Here is a 17,063-nt window from a genome sequence, read left to right as displayed (position 1 = left end):
GGCGTCACCGCGTCAGGGCGTGGGTCCGGACCCCGTCGGCGGTGGCCACCAACAGGTGGTCGTCGGGCACCGCCCACCAGTCGGGGCGGTCGTCGACGGGTTCCGAGGCCAACAGGACCGCGTCGCCGTCCACCCGGGCCGACAGGGCGTGACCGGCGACGCTGGCCACCACCTGTCGGCCGTCGGTGAGCAGCAGGTTGAGCCGGGACCCGGGGGCGGCCGAGGCGACCCGGGTGACGGTGTCGGCCACCGCCCGGGCGGGGTCCCCACCGGCGCGCAACCGGTGCCGCACCAGCGCCCACAGCAGCGCCGAGTCGGTCGGGGCGTCAAGGGTCAGCAGGTCCCGGACCGGCAGGTCGGCGGCGAGCCCGAGCACCGAGTCGGGCCAGTCGCGGACCACCCCGTTGTGGCTGAACAGCCACCGCCCCTCCGCGAACGGTGCGGCGGCGACCTCCAGCACGGGCATCCCGACGGTGGCGGATCGGACCGCCGCCAGGACGGCACCGGTGGTGGTCGAGAGGGCCAGGTCCGGAAGGGTCGTGTCGGACCACATCGGTTGGGCCCGCCGGTAGCGGATCGGGGTGCCGGCACCCCCGGAGACCGTCTGCGGGTACCACCCCACCCCGAACCCGTCGGCGTTGATCGTCCCGCCGCCGCGCATGTCCCGGGGGGCCCAGGACTGGCGCGACAGCGAGTGCGGTGGGTCGTACAGGACAGCGGCCAGGGTCACCGGCGGTCCCAGGTACGCCAGGTGTCGGCACATCAGCGGACTCCGCCGCTCACCCGCGCGCCTCGGCCTCGGTGGCGTCGCGGGCGCACCGGAAGCCGCTGAAGATCTGCCGCCGGATCGGGTAGTCCCAGTTGCGGAAGGTGCCCCTGCAGGCCGCCCGGTCGGTGCCGAACGACCCCCCGCGCAGCACCCGGTGGTCGTCGCCGAAGAACACCTGCGAGTACTCCCGGTACGGAAAGGCGGCGAACCCCGGGTAGCCCCGGAAGGGGGAGCTTGTCCACTCCCAGACGTCCCCGATCAGCTGGTGCACCCCCAGGGGCGACGCCCCGGCCGGGTACGCCCCCACCGGTGCCGGCCACAGGTGCCGCTGGCCCAGGTTGGCATGCTCGGGCCCGGGATCCTCGTCGCCCCACGGGTAGCGTCGGGACCGGCCGGTGACCGGATCGAAACGGGCCGCCTTCTCCCACTCCGCCTCCGTGGGGAGCCGTCGACCGGCCCAGGTGGCGTACGCCTGGGCCTCGTGGAAGCCGACGTGCACCACAGGTTCGTCGTCGCGCACCGCCGACCAGCGGCCGAACCGTCGGTACGCCCAGCCGTCGCCGTCGCGTCGCCAGTGCAGCGGTGCGGTCAGCCCCGCCTCGGTCCGGTGCCGCCACCCCGCCCCGGTCCACCAGCGCGGATCGTCGTACCCGCCGTCGGCGACGAACACCCGGTACGCCCCGTTTGTCACCGGTGCCGCGTCGATGGCGTACGCGGGCAACTCCACCGTGTGTGCCGGGCGTTCGTTGTCCAGGGCCCACGGGTCGGTGCTGGTGCCCATGGTGAACGGTCCGGCCGGGACCAGCACCTCGTCGGCGACCCGGGCGGCCGGCTCCGGCGGGGGCGGTGCGGTGAGCACCGGTGCCCCGTCCCGCAGCTGGTGGGTGGCGAGCATGGTCTCGTCGTGCTGCTGCTCGTGTTGGACGATCATGCCGAAGGCGAAGCCGTCGGCGAGCAGCGGCCGGTCGGTGAACCGGACCTGCTCCAGGAGGTCGTGCACCTTGTCCCGTACCTCGGCCACGTAGCGGCGGGCCTCGGCCGGTGGCAGCAGGGGCAGGGCGGGCCGGTCCCGGCGGGGCTGTTTGAACGCGTCGTAGAGGTCGTCGATGTCGTGGCGCAGCGGCTCCCGACCGCCGACGTCCCGGACCAGCCAGAGTTCCTCCTGGTTGCCGACGTGGGCCAGGTCCCAGACCAGCGGCGACATCAGCGCGGAGTGCTGCCGGACCAGGTCGGCGTCGTCGACGGCCTCGGTCAACGCGACGGTCCGGGCCCGGGTCCGGGCCAGTTCGGCGACGATCCGGCCGCGCAGCCGCTGCTCGTCGGGGGCGTGGGTGGCGGGCACCTGGCTCACGTGTCACTCCTTCGCGCGGCGGCCCGCCGTCGCCGGATGGCTCGCCGCATCCGCTGGTCGGTGTCGGCCGGCAGGTCCAGCCGGGGCAGGGCGTCCAGGGCGAGGTCGAACAGGTCGGCCGCGGCGCGGGCCAACGGCCCGTCGGTGAGTCCGGCGCGGGCGGCGACGTGCCACCTGTCGGCCACGGGGGCGCCGACGGTGCGGGCGGCGCGTACGGTCTCCCGGTCGGCGAAGAGGGCGGCCAGCACCGTCACCGGCACCGCCCAGTCCGGTCCCGGCTGGGTGTCGAGGTAGCGCAGTTCCAGGTAGCCACGCGGACGCACGGGTGGGAAGAGGGTGCCGACGTGGTAGTCCAGGTCGTCGGTGGTGGGGGGTCGGGGCAGCGCCCCGGCGATCCAGTCGGCGAAGGTGACGCCGGGCGGCGGTGTCCAGTCCGGGCCCTCGTGCCGCAGGCACAGCAGCGGGGCTGCCAGGACGTACCCGGTCCAGGCGGTGACCGGGTCCTGGTCGGCGTCCCGGGGTGACCAGGCGGGCCGGGTCCGGGCCGGGTCGATGCCCAGCCAGGCGGCCATCCGGGCGGACGCCCAGCCGGTCGGGCCGCCGGCGTGCCGTCCGGCGGTGGCGAACGCGGCCAGCAGCGGCGGGCCGACGGTGTGCGCGGCGGCCCACCGGTCCGCCAGGTCGGTCCGCTCCCCCGCGTCGAGGCAGACCTGGAGCCCGGCGGTGCTGTACATCATCGTCCGGCCGTGCCGACCCTGCCTGTCGAGGACGGCCCGCATGGCCCGGTAGCGGGGTGTGGCCAGCACCGGGATCGGCGGGCGGTACGGGTCGATGCCGGTCTCCCCGAGGGTCAGTCCGGCGGTGGCGAGCAGGTGCCGGAGTTGACCGATCTCGGCGTCGGTGGCGGTGAGCAGCGCGGCGAACTCGGCACGTGGTGCGGTGGAGATCTCCACCTGTCCGCCCGGTTCGAGGGTGACGCAGCCGCCGTGGCGGAGTCGTCGGGCGGGGCTGGTGGGATCGAGGGTGGTGGGGCTGTACGACCCGAGGGCCGCCCGGATCCGGTCCCGCTCGACCGGGCGGGTCGGGTCGTCGGCGTCGTGCACGGTCCATTCCAGTTCGACGCCGGTGAGCACCGGTGGTCCGCTCCGGAAACAGGTCCGGGCCAGGTGCCCGGCCACGCTCTGCGGCTCCCGCAGAACTGCCGTCCGGTCCAACCCGGGTGACGTCACCACGAGGCGGTCCTCCCTGCCGGTGCTGGGACCACCCCGATCGTCGCCGTACGGGATGGTCGGCGGTTCACCATCTCGTGTCTAACAGACCAACGACGTCCAGCCGGGAGAAACCGTCTCTTCGGCGTGAGCCCGCGGCGGTGGGGGTGGGGGGACGGTGGGGCGAGGGGACCGGTTCGGTCGGGGGCCTACGGGTCGAGGGCCCGGCAGTACTCCTCGACCCGGTCGGCACCGCCGGCGGCGGTGACCAGCCCGGCGAACCCGGGCTTGGTCAGGGCCTTCTCCCGCTGCTGCGGCTTCTTGGACAGGTAGGCGTTGCAGTGCCCGTGCAGGTTCGCCCCGGCTGCGGCGGAGGGTGTCGGCGCGGGATCGGACGCCCCGGCGTCGGGTTCGTCGGTGGGGCGGGCGGGGGTGGTGGCAGCCGTGGGTGACCCGGGCCGGTCCGTCGACGCAGGCGTCTGCATCGGGGTGGGCTCCGTCGGCCGTCCGGTGGCGGGTCCGCTCGGCGAGGGTGCGGAGGTGGTGCCGACCGGGGCGGGCGGGGGTGGGGGCGGGTCGCCGTCGTCGACGGCGACCGCCGCGAACGCCACACCGGCGGTCGCCGTGGCGGCGAACCCGGCGATCCAGGCCAGCGGGCGCAGGCCCGACGCGCGCCGCCGGGGGCGGGGGTCCGGGGCGCTGCGGGCCGCCCGGAAGGCGGTCAGGGCGTCCTGCTCTCCGGCGAGGTCACCGGGGCGGGGTGGGCCGGCCGCGTCGGCGAGCAGCCGGGCCAGGGGTTCGTCTGCCGACGGTGTCCCGGCACGGGCACCGTCGAGCAGCCGGTCGAGGTCCCCCCGGTCGGCGGGGCGGCCGAGGTTCATCCAGTTCCCCCTCATGTCACCCGTCCGCCGGTTCGGCGTGGGGTGCCCGCGACCGGCTCCCGGAACCGGGACGCGGATCGGGTACGACCCCTCGGGCATCCGCCGGTGGGGCGTCCGGGTCGAGCTGTCCCAGCAGGGCGGCCAGCCGCCGCAGGCCCCGGTGGGCAGCGGTCCGCACCGCGCCCGGCCGGCGGCCGAGGACCCGCCCCGCGCTCTGGGCGTCGAGGCCGACGACGGCCCGCAGCAGCACGGCCTCGGCCTCGGCCGGTGGCAGCGTCGAGATCAGCGCCATCGCCCGGTCGGTACCGAAGATCTCACCGACCTCCAGTTCGGTGTCGGTGTCCCCGGGGAGGTCGGCGAAGGCATGCACGGGGACAGGGAGGGCTGGTCGGCGGCGTTCCCGGCGCAGGTGGTCCATCGCCCGGTTGCGGGCGATGGTGACCGCCCAGGCGCGGAACTCGCCGCCGGAGAAGGTGGGCAGGTCCCGGGCGACCTGGAGCCAGGTCTCCGAGGCGACGTCCTCGGCGTCGGTGCCGACGAGGACCGTGAGGTAGCGCAGCAGACCCGGTTGCAGGCTGCGGTAGAGAAGTCGGAAGGCCTCCTCGTCGCCGCCCTGGGCGGCGAGCGCCGCCTCGGTCAGGTCACCGGTCACGACGACGACTCCCGGTGCGGGCCGGTGGTGCCCGGGACGGGGGGTCGGCGATGGCGGACGGACAAAGTCGGACGGCTTTCGGTCAGGCGGCCTCTGCTGCGCCGCCCTGAGCGGCGAGTCAAGGTAACACCACGGTGGCGTAGGCGTCATGCCCGTCGGTTCCACTTCGACCGGTGGTCGTCGCGCCGACCGAGAGGCCCCTTGCGCAGCGCCTGGTGACGGTGCGCCGCCGGGCGTTGACCGGGTGTCAGATCCGGCCCCGGGCCGGACCCCGGAGGGCGCGACCGGACCGTTCGTGAGCCGACCTCACCCTGCGCCCGCGTCGGCCCCTGTGGGTACCGTAGGGCCGTGCTGTCTTCGGAGGTCGTACTCAGCGGTCGCTACCGCCTCGACGAACGTGTCGCCACCGGCGGCATGGGTGACGTCTGGTGCGCGATGGACCTGGTGCTCGGCCGGCAGGTCGCGGTCAAGGTCCTGCTGCCCGGCCTGGTGTCCGACCCGGACTTCATCGCCCGGTTCCGGGCCGAGGCCCGGATCATGGCCGCGTTGCGGCATCCCGGCATCGTGCAGGTCTACGACAGCGGTGAGGACACGCTCACCGACGGCGGCCGGGCCGACTACCTGGTGATGGAGTACGTCGAGGGCCAGCCGCTGTCCAAGCAGATCGAGGCGGCCGGTCGGCTCGACGTCGACCAGACCCTGTCGGTGGTGAACCAGGCAGCCCAGGCCCTGCACGCCGCGCACAACGGCGGCATCGTGCACCGCGACGTGAAGCCGAGCAACCTGCTGGTCCAGGCCGACGGCACGGTGGTCCTCGTCGACTTCGGGGTGGCCCGCTCCACGAACGTGACGAGCATCACCAGCACCAACGCGGTGCCGGGGACCGCCCTGTACATGGCACCGGAGCAGGCGGCGGGTCGGCCGGTGACCGGTGCCACCGACATCTACGCCCTCGGTGCCGTGGCGTACTGCTGCCTCACCGGCGCTCCTCCCTTCACCGGTGACAACCCGCTCCAGGTGGCGGTGCGGCACCTGGACGACGAGCCGCCGCCGCTGCCCGAGGAGATCCCCGCCCCGGTGCGGGCGCTGGTCCTGCGGGCACTGGCCAAGGATCCCGCCGACCGGTTCGCCACCGGCGCGGAGATGGCCGAGGCGGCTCGGGCCGCACTGGGCGGCGACGGCGGCGCCACGGCCGTGGCGGGGGTGGCCGCCTACCGGCCGCGCGACCCCGACCCGACCCGGGCGGTCCCGCCGGTCGGGGCGGCGGTGGCCACCGGCGGACGAGGGCGCAGGCGCGGTCGGGGCCCCCTGGTCGGGGCTGCGGTCGTCGTGCTCGTCGCCCTCGGTGGGCTCGGCGCGGCACTGGGCATGACCGGACAGACCGGCGACGCCGACCGGGGCGTGGAGATCCGGGACACCACGCCCGCCGCGGTGCCCACCACCGAGAAGCAGCCGAGCGCCGAGCCGGAGACGACCCCCTCCGAGGAGAGCCGCCCGAACCGTCCCGCGAACCCGACGAACAGGTCGTCGGGGTCGCCGTCACCGTCGCCGTCGCCGTCGGCCTCGCCCAGCGAGGACGCCGAGCCGTCGCCGTCGCCGGTCCGTCCCTCGGCCTCCGTCGAGCCTCCCGCCCCGACCGCCCCGGCGACCACGCCCCCGCCGACCACCGGGGCACCCGTCGACCCTCCGCCGCCGACCACCGGTGGTCCACCTGACGGCGACCCGGGCGGTCCGGCCGCCGGCGAATGACCCGCTAGTCGCACGCCACGTCCGTCACACCGGCCTCGGCAGTACCAAAACGGACTTACGAGGGCGTACGTCACCCTAGGCTCGTCTGCAGGCGTTTCATACCTGCTACGGAGGCCCGGGTGAACGTGGAGAAGCTGGTCGTCATCGGTCAGGGGTACGTCGGGCTGCCCCTGGCCGTCCGGGCCGTCGAGGCGGGCCTGGACGTGGTGGGGCTCGACGTGGACGCCGACCGGGTCAAACGGCTCGCCACCGGGGAGTCCTTCGTCGAGGACATCACCGCCGCCCGCCTCGGTCGGGCGCTGGCCACCGGCCGGTACCACCCGAGCACCGAGTACGTCGACGCCGAGGGCTTCGACATCTGTGTGATCACCGTGCCGACCCCGCTACGCGACGGCACCCCGGACCTGAGCTTCGTCGAACAGGCCGGGGCCGGGATCGGGCCGTACGTGCGCCGGGGGACGACGGTGGTCCTGGAGTCGACCACCTACCCCGGCACCACCGACGAGCTCCTGCGCCCCCTCCTGGAGTCGGCGAGCGGGCTGCGCAGCCCCGGTGACTTCCACCTCGGGTACAGCCCGGAACGGATCGACCCGGGCAACCCGACGTGGCGGTTGGAGAACACCCCGAAGGTCGTCTCCGGGCTGGACGAGGCGGCGCTGCACCGGGTCGACGGGTTCTACCGGCGACTCGTCGAGCAGACCGTGCCGGTGGACTCCACCCGGGTGGCCGAGCTGACCAAGCTGATCGAGAACACCTTCCGCCAGGTCAACATCGCCCTGATCAACGAGCTGACAGTCCTCTCCCACCAGCTCGACATCGACGTCTGGCAGGCCATCGAGGCCGCCGACACCAAACCGTTCGGGTTCATGTCGTTCCGGCCCGGCCCCGGGGTGGGCGGGCACTGCCTACCGATCGACCCCTGCTACCTGTCGTGGCAGGTGCGACGCAAACTGGGTCGCCAGTTCCGCTTCATCGAACTGGCGAACGACATCAACCACGCGATGCCCGAACACGTGGCCCACCGGGTGATGACCGGGCTCAACCGGGGCGGCAGGTCGATCAGCGGTGCCCGGGTGCTGCTGCTGGGGTTGGCGTACAAGAAGAACACCGGCGACCTGCGTGACTCCCCCGCCGTCGACGTGGCCCGGCAGCTGCGCCTGCTCGGCGCGCAGGTGTACGCGGTGGAACCGTACGCCGAGCCGCACCACCTGCCGGACGGGGTGCAGGTGGTGCCGCTGACCGAGGCCGAGGTGCGCCGGGCCGACGCGGTGGTGGTGGTCACCGACCACGACGCCTTCGACTACGACATGGTGACCCGGCACGCCCGGTACGTGTTCGACACCCGGTCCCGCTGCCAGGTCGGCCCCACTGTCGAACTGCTCTGACAGCGCTGCGGGGTCGTCGGCCCACTGTCGTCCGGGCGGGGAGTGAGATGGATCATCCCGGCCGCTGCGGGTCGCCCAGCTGTCGGGCCGGACGGCCTGCAAGGATCGGCGGACGTGGAACCCAACGGCGCGATGCCGCCCGCCCCCGACCGCCGTCGCCGCCCCCACCCGCTGGACCTCGCTGCCGTCGCGCTCGCCCTGGCCGGTGCCGCCTGCGTCCTGACCGGGCTGCTCCCCCGCGCCGAGGCGACGGCCACCGTCACCCGGATCCTGCCCCTGCTGCTCTTCCTCGGCAGCGTGGTGGTGCTCGCCGAACTGACCGCCGCCGCCGAGGTCTTCGACGTCCTCGCCACCCGGCTGGCGATCCTCGCCCGAGGCCGCCGGGGGCCGCTGTTCCTGCTCTGTGTCGGCTTCGCCTCGGCCACCACCGTCCTGCTCAACCTGGACACCACCGCCGTGCTGCTCACCCCGGTCCTGCTCGCCCTCGCCGTCCGGATCGGCATCGCGCCCCTGCCGCTGGCGGTCACCACTGTCTGGCTGGCAAACACCGCCAGCCTCCTGCTGCCGGTGTCCAACCTGACCAACCTGCTCGCCGCCGACCGGATCGGCCTGGACCCCCTCGGGTACGCCGCCCGGATGTGGCTGCCCCAGGTCGCCGCGATCGCCGTCACCGCCGCCTGGCTGTGGCTGCTGTACTGGCGGGACCTGCCGCAGCGGTTCGACGTACCCCGACCCCTGGCCCCTGTCGACCGGACCCTCTACCGGACCGCCCTCGGTGGCTGCCTGCTGTTCGTGGTGGGCATCGCGGTGGGGGTGCCGATCGGGGTCGCCTCGACGGTGGCCGTCGCGGTGGCGCTGGTCGGCTTCGCCCTGCGCTCACCGGCCACCCTGCGGCTGCGCCTCCTGCCCTGGCGGCTCCTGCTCCTGGTGACCGGGCTGTTCCTGGTGGTCCAGACACTCGGCCGGCACGGCCTCAACGACCTGGCCGGCGCCCTCGTCGGAGCGGGCGACGGGGCGGTCGGGGTGCTACGGGCCGGCGGCACCGGGGCGCTGCTGGCCAACGCGGTGAACAACCTGCCGGCGTACCTCGCCGGGGAGGCGGTGCTCGGGGTGCACGACCAGGTACGCCTGCTCGCCCTGCTGATCGGCACCAACGTGGGTCCGCTGGTGGTCCCGTGGGCGTCGCTGGCCACCCTGCTGTGGTACGAACGCTGCCGCAGCGCGGGCGTACCGATCCCGCTGGGCCGGTTCGTGGCCACCGGCACCCTGCTCGCCGTCACCGCCACCGGGGCCGCCCTCGGCGCCCTCCTGCTGACCGGGTGAGACGGTGCCGCCGCCTCAGACGCCCAGCTCGACCTCGTACGCGCGCCGCAGCCGCGCCACGGCGGCCGGGGCGAGGCAGACGTGCCAGGCCTGCCCCTCGTCCACCACGTTGACCTCACCGGCGTCCTGGCGGCCCCGCAGGATCCCGGCCAGGACATCCCGGGCCCCGAACCGCCGGAACCAGTCGAGTTCCACGTCGACGGCCCACCCGAGACAGGTCGCGCTGGGCAGCAGGGCCTGGTAGCCCAGCCGGCGCAGCCGATGCTGGTGCTCGACGCTGCGGACCAGGCTGTTCACCCACAGTGGCGGGGTGCCCGCCGGGGCGGCCGAGGCGAACTCCCGGGCGATGTCGTTGAGCAGCGCGACGATCTCCCGCCGGGCACGACGGAACCGGACCCCGGCGGTACGGGGAGCCGCGTACGGTCGCAGCCGCCGGTCGAGGGCCCGCAGCCCTCGACCGACCAGGGTGGCCGGCTGCTCCCGGTAGCGGAACCGGATCAGGTCCCGCCGACGCAGCCACTCCAGGTCGACGAGGTCCTGACCGACGACGATCTGGGCGTCGGTGGCGAGGGCCGGGGCGTCGCGCCACCACATCAGGTCGATCCGGGTCAGCAGGTAGCTGCGGACCAGGGCCGCCAGGTCCCGGGCGGCGTCGCGGGCCTCGGGCCGGTAACGGGCCAGCTCCAGCAGAAGGGTCTCCCGGGTCGCGACGACGCCGGCCGCCGTCGCGTCGAGGACATCGGCGATCACCGGTTCCCGCAGCCGCTCGTCGAGCAGCACCTGACGGGCGGTGGTCGAACCGGCGTCGGTGAGGGTGCCGAGCTCGACCAGCAGGTCCGCGACAGCCTCCCGGTAGGCGGGCAGGTCAGGGCCGGGCGAGCCGCCGGGACGCGCCTCGGGGACGCCCGGGGGGATCGTCGGGACCACTGACCCCACTGCCGGGCCGCGCTGCGGTCCGGAGCTTCGGCTCGGCACGCGCATCCTCGGGTCCCCTCTCCCGGTACGCCGCGACGCGGCACCCCGAGGCAACGTTAGGACCCGGACCACCTGACGAACCAAACAAAGGAACCGTCTACCCCGAAAGGGAACAGACCGTCGGCGACCTCACCCACCCTCGACGGTCTCAGCCACCCTCGACGGTGGTCAGATCCGACAACCCGGAGATGGCCAACAGCGGGGCCAACAGCGGAGAGGCCACCAACCGCACCCGGTCCGCGTGCGGGAACAACGCCGCGAGACCGGCGCTGTCGAGGTACTCCACCGCCGTGAGGTCGACAACCAGGAAACCCTCGCCGCCCTCGGCGGCACCGGCCAGGGCGGCGGCGAAACTGTCCGCGTTGCTCATGTCGATCTCACCCACGGCGTGCAGGACTGCGGCCCCGTCCGCACGGCGGCTCGTGGTGAGGGTCAGCGCAGTGGTCATCGGCCAATCCTTGCCTGCATGTCGACGGTGGTGCCGCCGGCTCCGTGGATCACGGTGATGCTGTCCATGAGGGCGCGCATCAGGCTGAGACCGCGCCCCCGGTGGTTGTTCTCCACCGCCAGGGGAACCTTCCACCTGCCGCTGTCGGTGACGCTGAGCCGCAGCCCGTCGGCGGTGGCGGCGGCGTGCAGGTGGATCCGGCCGCCGGGGGCGTCGCGGTGACCGTGTTCGATGGCGTTGGCGCAGGCCTCCCCGGCGGCCACCAGCACGTTGTAGGCGCTGGCCCGGTCCAGCCCGCAGCGTTCGAGCCAACTGCGCAGCGCGGTACGGACCGGGGCCAGATGAGTCGCCTCGGCGGGGAAGTCGAGCTCCAACGGCCCGGGATGACGGTAGAGCAGCAGCGCCACGTCGTCGTCGTAACCGCCGTCGGGGGCCATCCGCGACATGACGTCGGAGGCCAGGGTCTCGATCGGAGCGGCCCGCCCGTCCTGCACGGTGGCTGTCGCCCGTTCGATCCCGACGGTCACCGACTGACGTCGACGCTCGACCAGTCCGTCCGTGTACAGCATGAGGGTCGCCCGGGGCGGTACGACGCACTCCGCCTCGGGTCGGTCGGCACCGAGGCGGACCACGAGCGGACGGGACCGCCCCTGGTCGAGCAGGATCGTCGTGCCGTCCGGATGGGCGACGATCGCCGGTGGGTGACCGGCGCTGGAGTACCGCAGGTGCCCGGTGGCCGGGTCCAGCACACCACAGAAGACGCTGGCGCACGCCGCACCGGGGAGCAGGGCGGCGAAACGGTCCAGGGCGGTCAGCGTCCGGGCCGGGCTGGGCTGCTGCAACAGCAGGGCCCGGCAGGCGCTGCGCAGCTGACCCATGACCGTGGCCGCCTGCAGACCGTGACCCACGCAGTCGCCGACCACGATGCCGATCCGGCCGTCGGGCAGGGTCACCGTGTCGTACCAGTCGCCGCCGACCTTGAGCGGGCGGGTGGCGGGCTCGTACCGCACGGCGAAACCCGAGGGCAGCTGGGCCGGGCCCAGGATCGCCCGTTGCAGCGCCAGGGCGGTCTCCCGCTGCTGGTCGATCTGGTGGACCCGGTGCAGTCCCTGACCGGCCTGACCGGCCAGCAACGTCAACAGGGTCACGTCCTGCTCGGTGAAGGGTCGCCGCTCCCCCAGGTCGATCCAGAGGACCATGGTGCCGTGCGGATGCTCCACGGCGATACCGGCCCCACCGGTCTCGGCCGCCACCGCCGTGGGCAGGGTCCGGTCCCGCAACGCGGTGACCATCTCACGACGGCGTTGCGGCAACGACTCCCAGCGCAGGTCCGGGTCCACGCCGGTCACCACGGGAGGGGACGAGTCGCCGAACACCACGGCGGTGACCCCGGCGGCCCGCCACAACTTCCGCAGCTCGTCGAGGACACCGGTGAGGGCGTCGGTCAGGTCCTCCGACCGCGACAGACGCATGCTCAACGCCGCCAGGGCGGTCTCCCGCTGGACGGCGTAGTGCTCGGCGGTGACGTCACGGAACGTGCCCACCACCACCCGACGCCCGGTGTCGGGGTCGACGACCTGGTTGAAGGAGGCGGCGACCCACAACCGGTGTCCGTCCCGGTGGGTCACCGGAATGGTGTAGGTGCCCTGCTCCTGCTCCATGAGGAGGGTGAACGCCTCGCCCACCTGCCGGTGGGCGTCGGGCTCCGCGTCCCGGTCCGGCCACCACGGGTGGACCGGAGCGTAGGGCAGATCCTCGGGGCCGTAGCCGAGGACGTCGGTGAACGCGGCGTTGATCTCGACGACGGCACCGTCGTCGGCGCAGACGAAGAACGCCTCCTGCAGGGAGTCGACGAGCGCCGTACGCCAGCGGGCATGGTGGTTGCGCAGCCGGGCCAGCTCCACGTTCGCCCGTACCCTGGCCAGCAGCTCGGCGGCGGAGAAGGGCTTGACCAGGTAGTCGTCGGCCCCCGCGTCCAGCCCCTCGATGGACGCCTCCTGACCGGCCCGGGCCGACAGCAACAGCACCGGCGTCCCGGCGGTCCTCGGGTCCGCGCGCAGGGCCGCCACCAGCTGCAGGCCGTCCAGTCGGGGCATCATCACGTCGCTGACCACCAGGTCCGGCGGGTGGACCCGGACGGCGTCCAGCGCGGCCTGGCCGTCGGCGACCGCCTCCACCCGGTGACCGGCGGAGCGGAGCAGACGGATCAGGTACTCGCGCATGTCGGCGTTGTCGTCTGCCACCACCACCCGGGCCGACGAACCGGCGACCTGCGACTCACCGGCGGTCGCGGCCGGGGCGTCGGCGGAGTCCTCCTCCCCGGCGGGCCCGGGGTCGGCCGGAAGCCACCGCAGCGCCTCGTGGACGAACGGGTCGGCGGTGGCCGACACCCCGGCCGGGGCGGCGGCGGACACCGCCGCGCCGGCGGGCAGGTGGGCGACCCCGAAGGGCAGGCGGACGGTGAAGGTGGTGCCCTCGTCGACGACGCTGTCGGCGGTGATGGTGCCACCGTGCAGGCCGACGAGCTCCCGGACCAGCGCCAGGCCGATCCCGCTGCCCTCGTTCGACCGTGACCTGGCGTTCTCGATCCGGTGGAACCGCTCGAACAACCGGGGCATCTCCGGTGCGGCCACGCCGATTCCGGTGTCGGCGACGGTGACAAGCGCGTGTCCGTCGGCCGCGCGGACCGCGACCCGGATCCGCCCCTCGAAGGTGAACTTCAGGGCGTTGCTGAGCAGGTTGAGCACCACCTTCTCCCACATGCCCCGGTCAAGGTGCACCGGTTCGGGCAGGGGCGGACAGTCCACCTCGAAGGCCAGCTCGGCCCGCTCGACCGCCGACCGGAAGACACTCGCCAGCTCGGTGGTGGTCGCGGCCAGGTCCACCGGCTCGTACCGGGCCTGCATCCGTCCGGCTTCGATACGGGAGAAGTCCAGCAGGGCGTTTACCAGCTTGCCCAGACGCAGCCCGTTGCGCCGGGCCACCTCCAACTCCTGTCGTACCCCGTCGTCGGCGTCCTGGAGCCGACCACGCAGCTCCTCCAACGGACCCATGATCAGGGTCAGCGGCGTACGGAACTCGTGACTGACGTTGGAGAAGAAGGCCGTCTTGGCCCGGTCCAGCTCGGCCAGCTCCTCGGCACGGCGCTGCTGGGCCTGGTAGCTACGGGCGCTGGCGACCCCCGCCGCCACGTGACTGGCGGCCAGCTCGACGAAGCCCCGGTAGGCGTCGTCGAGGAGTCGGTACCTGTTGATCCCGGCCACCAGGAACCCGTACGACGTGCCGCCCTGCTGCAACAACGGCACCAACAGGGCCTGCCGGGGTGGCTCCGGCCACTGGCCGCCGGGCAGCCCGGCGAAAGTCGGACCGTCGAGCTCCACCAGCACGGAATCGCCCCGGGCCGGCGCGGCGGCGGGCCACACGGCCTCCGCATCCGTGATCGACAGGGTCGCCGGAGCAGCCGGGTGCCGACGGTCGAGTCCCGTCGCCTCGGCCAGGCGGGCCTGACCGTCGTCGTCGAAGAGGTAGGTGAGGGTGAACGGCAGGTCCAGGCGGTTGCGCCCCAGCTGCCGGCTCGCGAAGGCGAGCATCTCCTCCTCGGTCCGCACCACGCTCGGGTCGGAGCCGAGATCCCGCAGCGTCGCCATCCGCCGCTCACCGATGACCCGCTCGGTCTCCTCGCTGACCACGCAGAGCATCCCGATCAACGCACCGTCGTCGTCGTGCAACGGACTGTAGGAGAAGGTGTGGTAACTCTCCTCCCGGTAGCCGGACCGCTCCACGAACAGCCGGAGCGCCTCGTCCCAGGTCGCCTCCCCGGTGGTGAGCACGTTGTCGACCCGGGGACCGATGTCGTCCCAGATCTCCGCCCACACCTGGTCGGCCGGTCGGCCCAGCGCCCACGGGTACTTGCGGCCCAGGGTGTCGCGGCGGTACGCGGCGTTGCAGAAGAACGTGAGCTGCGGCCCCCACGCCATCCACATCGCGAACCGGGAGGACAGCAGGATGCGAACCGACGTCTGGAGGCTCTGCGGCCAGTCCTCCGGCGGCCCCAGCGGTGTCGTCGACCAGTCCACCGCCGCGAGGTCCCGGCCGACCTCACCGCCGCCGACGAACACGTCGGCACTCCCTGACGGGTGGCGCTCACCACTGGTCATCGCGTCGACGTCTCCCTCACCACGGCCCTGCTTCCTCCCTACCCCGGTCCGCTGCTGCCTCACCCCCGCGGAGACTGTGTCCGTCCCCGCGGAATCGTAGAGCAGCTGCCGGTCGGCGGCAGTCGAGCCCGGCCCGATCCGGATCATCATCCCCCGGCGTCACGCCCGCCGGGCACGCCGGGGGCCGTGTCTTCGGGGCGCGCGGACACCGAGTCGGCCGGTCGCCGAAACGTGCCGACGTCGGTGATGAAAAGCTCTACCCATGAGTTCCGCACCCGCACCGATCGAAACGACCACCGGCGGCGACCCGCAGGAGGCGAGCGCCTTCGCGGATCTCGGGCTGCGCGCCGAACTTCTCCGCGCGCTCACCGCGCTCGGCTACGAGGAGCCCACCCCGATCCAGCGGGAGGCGATCCCTCCCCTGCTCGCCGGCGGTGACCTGCTCGGGCAGGCGGCCACCGGGACCGGCAAGACGGCCGCCTTCGCCCTGCCGCTGTTGCAGCGGATGCCGGCGGGGCGTACCGAGGGCGATCCGGTGGCCCTGGTGCTGGTGCCCACCCGGGAACTGGCAGTGCAGGTCTCCGAGGCGTTCCACAGGTACGGCAAGGACCTCGGCACCCGGGTCCTGCCGATCTACGGCGGGCAGCCCATCGGCCGGCAGCTGCGCGCCCTGGACAGCGGGGTGGACGTGGTGGTGGCGACCCCGGGCCGGGCCCTGGACCACATCGCCCGGGGGACGCTGCGTCTGGGGCAGCTCTCCACCGTCGTGCTCGACGAGGCCGACGAGATGCTCGACATGGGCTTCGCCGAGGACATCGAGGCGATCCTGGAGCACACCCCGCAGGAGCGACAGACGGTGCTGTTCTCCGCCACCATGCCGGCCCGGATCGACGGCATGGCGCGGGCGTACCTCACCGACCCGGTCCGGATCCTCATCGCCCGGGAGCAGCCGGTGGCCGGGGAGGCTCCCCGGGTACGGCAGAGCGCGTACATCGTGGCCCGGGCCCACAAGCCGGCCGCACTGGGCCGGGTGCTGGACGTGGAGTCCCCGACCGCGGCGATCGTGTTCTGCCGCAGCCGGGAGGAGGTGGACCGGCTCACCGAGACGATGAACGGGCGCGGCTACCGGGCCGAGGCGCTGCACGGCGGGATGAGCCAGGAGCAGCGGGACCGGGTGATGGGGCGGCTCCGCTCCGGCACGGCGGACCTGCTGGTGGCCACCGACGTGGCCGCCCGGGGGTTGGACGTGGAGCAGCTCAGCCACGTGGTCAACTACGACGTGCCGTCCGCCGCCGAGTCGTACGTGCACCGGATCGGCCGGGTCGGCCGGGCCGGTCGGGAGGGGGTGGCGATCACCCTGGCCGAGCCCCGGGAACACCGGATGCTCAAGACCATCGAGCGGGTCACCGGGCAACGGATCGCCATCGACAAGATGCCCACCGTGGCGGACCTGCGGACCCGGCGGCTGGAGCTGACCCAGGCCGCCCTCCGGGAGAGCCTCCTGGAGGACGACCTGACCCCGTTCCGGGTGATCGTCGAGTCGCTGTCGGACGAGTTCGACCTGATGGAGGTGGCCCTCGCCGCGGTGAAGCTGGCCCACGAGGCGACGCTGCCCGGCAGCACCGACGAGGACGAGGAGATTCCGCAGGTAGCGGTCCGTCCGAACCGGGAGAACCGGCCGGGGATGGACGCTCGGGGCGACCGACGGCCGGGACGGCCCCGCACCGCCGGCACCACCCAGGTCTTCGTCGGGCTGGGTCGGCGGGCCGGGGTCCGGCCGCAGGACCTGGTGGGCGCGATCACCGGGGAGACCCAGATCAGCGGCCGGGACATCGGCTCCATCGAGATCGCCGACCGGTTCTCCCTGGTGGAGGTGCCCACGGCGGTGGCCGAGGAGGTGATCGCCGGGCTGCGCGCCAGCACCATCAAGGGTCGGCGGGCGACGGTACGCCGGGACCGTGACGGCGGGGACCGCCGCTTCGAGCCCCGCGACCGTGACGGCGGGGACCGCCGGTTCGAGTCCCGGGACCGGCGCTGACTCCTCGCCGGCCCGGTCGGGACGACGTCCTGGACCGGGCCGGCGATGGCCGCCCTCAGACTGTCGACGCGCACCCCACGCGGACGGGTCCCGCCCCGTGCGGTGCGCGCGGGGCGGGACCCGTCCG

12 protein-coding genes are annotated in these 17,063 nt (G+C 73.8%); 4 read left to right on the top strand and 8 right to left on the bottom strand.

Annotation, left to right across the window (positions count from 1 at the left end):
* Positions 1-4: 4 nt before the first annotated feature.
* The 5 genes from egtC to ABT336_RS13600 all read right to left on the bottom strand — a co-directional run bounded on the left by egtC (position 5) and on the right by ABT336_RS13600 (position 4,861).
* Positions 5-763 carry an ergothioneine biosynthesis protein EgtC gene (gene egtC, locus ABT336_RS13620; RefSeq protein ID WP_350896877.1) on the bottom strand — a complete coding sequence of 253 codons (759 nt, stop codon included), beginning with the start codon at positions 761-763 and terminating at the stop codon, positions 5-7.
* Between the two features lie 16 nt (positions 764-779).
* Positions 780-2,111 carry an ergothioneine biosynthesis protein EgtB gene (gene egtB / locus ABT336_RS13615; RefSeq protein ID WP_350896903.1) on the bottom strand — a complete coding sequence of 444 codons (1,332 nt, stop codon included), beginning with the start codon at positions 2,109-2,111 and terminating at the stop codon, positions 780-782.
* Positions 2,112-2,116: 5 nt separating this feature from the next.
* Positions 2,117-3,352: a glutamate-cysteine ligase family protein gene (locus tag ABT336_RS13610; RefSeq protein WP_350896876.1), complete on the bottom strand. Its 1,236-nt coding sequence runs from the start codon at positions 3,350-3,352 to the stop codon at positions 2,117-2,119.
* A 185-nt stretch (positions 3,353-3,537) separates the two neighbouring features.
* Complete coding sequence (locus tag ABT336_RS13605; protein WP_350896875.1) at positions 3,538-4,224, bottom strand: hypothetical protein; 687 nt, start codon at positions 4,222-4,224, stop codon at positions 3,538-3,540.
* Position 4,225: 1 nt separating this feature from the next.
* Positions 4,226-4,861: an RNA polymerase sigma factor gene (locus tag ABT336_RS13600; RefSeq protein WP_350896874.1), complete on the bottom strand. Its 636-nt coding sequence runs from the start codon at positions 4,859-4,861 to the stop codon at positions 4,226-4,228.
* Between the two features lie 348 nt (positions 4,862-5,209).
* On the opposite strand from ABT336_RS13600, the gene ABT336_RS13595 reads away from it, so the two are divergent.
* The 3 genes from ABT336_RS13595 (at position 5,210) to ABT336_RS13585 (ending at position 9,318) form a co-directional block, all read left to right on the top strand.
* Entirely contained in the window at positions 5,210-6,610 is a 1,401-nt protein-coding gene (locus ABT336_RS13595; protein ID WP_350896873.1) for a serine/threonine-protein kinase, read from the top strand.
* 119 nt (positions 6,611-6,729) lie between these two features.
* Positions 6,730-7,995 (top strand): nucleotide sugar dehydrogenase, encoded by a 1,266-nt coding sequence (locus tag ABT336_RS13590; protein ID WP_350896871.1) that lies wholly within the window; start codon positions 6,730-6,732, stop codon positions 7,993-7,995.
* A gap of 114 nt (positions 7,996-8,109) precedes the next feature.
* Entirely contained in the window at positions 8,110-9,318 is a 1,209-nt protein-coding gene (locus tag ABT336_RS13585; RefSeq protein ID WP_350896870.1) for an SLC13 family permease, read from the top strand.
* A gap of 15 nt (positions 9,319-9,333) precedes the next feature.
* On the opposite strand, the gene ABT336_RS13580 is transcribed toward ABT336_RS13585, so the two are convergent.
* The 3 genes from ABT336_RS13580 to ABT336_RS13570 all read right to left on the bottom strand — a co-directional run bounded on the left by ABT336_RS13580 (position 9,334) and on the right by ABT336_RS13570 (position 14,898).
* Positions 9,334-10,299 (bottom strand): hypothetical protein, encoded by a 966-nt coding sequence (locus ABT336_RS13580; protein WP_350896868.1) that lies wholly within the window; start codon positions 10,297-10,299, stop codon positions 9,334-9,336.
* Positions 10,300-10,441: 142 nt separating this feature from the next.
* Complete coding sequence (locus ABT336_RS13575) at positions 10,442-10,741, bottom strand: STAS domain-containing protein (RefSeq protein ID WP_350896867.1); 300 nt, start codon at positions 10,739-10,741, stop codon at positions 10,442-10,444.
* The gene (locus ABT336_RS13570) at positions 10,738-14,898 is read right to left on the bottom strand and encodes a SpoIIE family protein phosphatase (protein WP_350896866.1); all 4,161 of its coding nucleotides are present in this window, start codon (positions 14,896-14,898) and stop codon (positions 10,738-10,740) included. The genes ABT336_RS13575 and ABT336_RS13570 overlap by 4 nt, the downstream gene beginning before the upstream one ends.
* A 262-nt stretch (positions 14,899-15,160) precedes the next feature.
* Between ABT336_RS13570 and ABT336_RS13565 the strand changes: the two genes are divergently transcribed.
* Complete coding sequence (locus ABT336_RS13565; RefSeq protein ID WP_350896865.1) at positions 15,161-16,936, top strand: DEAD/DEAH box helicase; 1,776 nt, start codon at positions 15,161-15,163, stop codon at positions 16,934-16,936.
* Positions 16,937-17,063 lie beyond the last annotated feature (127 nt).

The organism is Micromonospora sp. NPDC000207 (assembly GCF_040300925.1).
In the GTDB taxonomy this organism is placed as follows: Bacteria; Actinomycetota; Actinomycetes; order Mycobacteriales; family Micromonosporaceae; genus Micromonospora.
The sequence above is the reverse complement of the archived record's forward strand: the minus strand, read 5'-3'. Positions and strand labels throughout refer to the sequence as shown.

What these genes read in the sequence shown, in the direction of transcription:
- egtC (WP_350896877.1), bottom strand. Translation starts at nt 763, where the DNA reads ATGTGCCGACACCTGGCGTACCTGGGACCGCCGGTGACCCTGGCCGCT.
- ABT336_RS13605 (WP_350896875.1), bottom strand. Translation starts at nt 4,224, where the DNA reads ATGAGGGGGAACTGGATGAACCTCGGCCGCCCCGCCGACCGGGGGGAC.
- ABT336_RS13580 (WP_350896868.1), bottom strand. Translation starts at nt 10,299, where the DNA reads ATGCGCGTGCCGAGCCGAAGCTCCGGACCGCAGCGCGGCCCGGCAGTG.
- ABT336_RS13575 (WP_350896867.1), bottom strand. Translation starts at nt 10,741, where the DNA reads ATGACCACTGCGCTGACCCTCACCACGAGCCGCCGTGCGGACGGGGCC.
- ABT336_RS13570 (WP_350896866.1), bottom strand. Translation starts at nt 14,898, where the DNA reads ATGACCAGTGGTGAGCGCCACCCGTCAGGGAGTGCCGACGTGTTCGTC.
- ABT336_RS13565 (WP_350896865.1), top strand. Translation starts at nt 15,161, where the DNA reads ATGAGTTCCGCACCCGCACCGATCGAAACGACCACCGGCGGCGACCCG.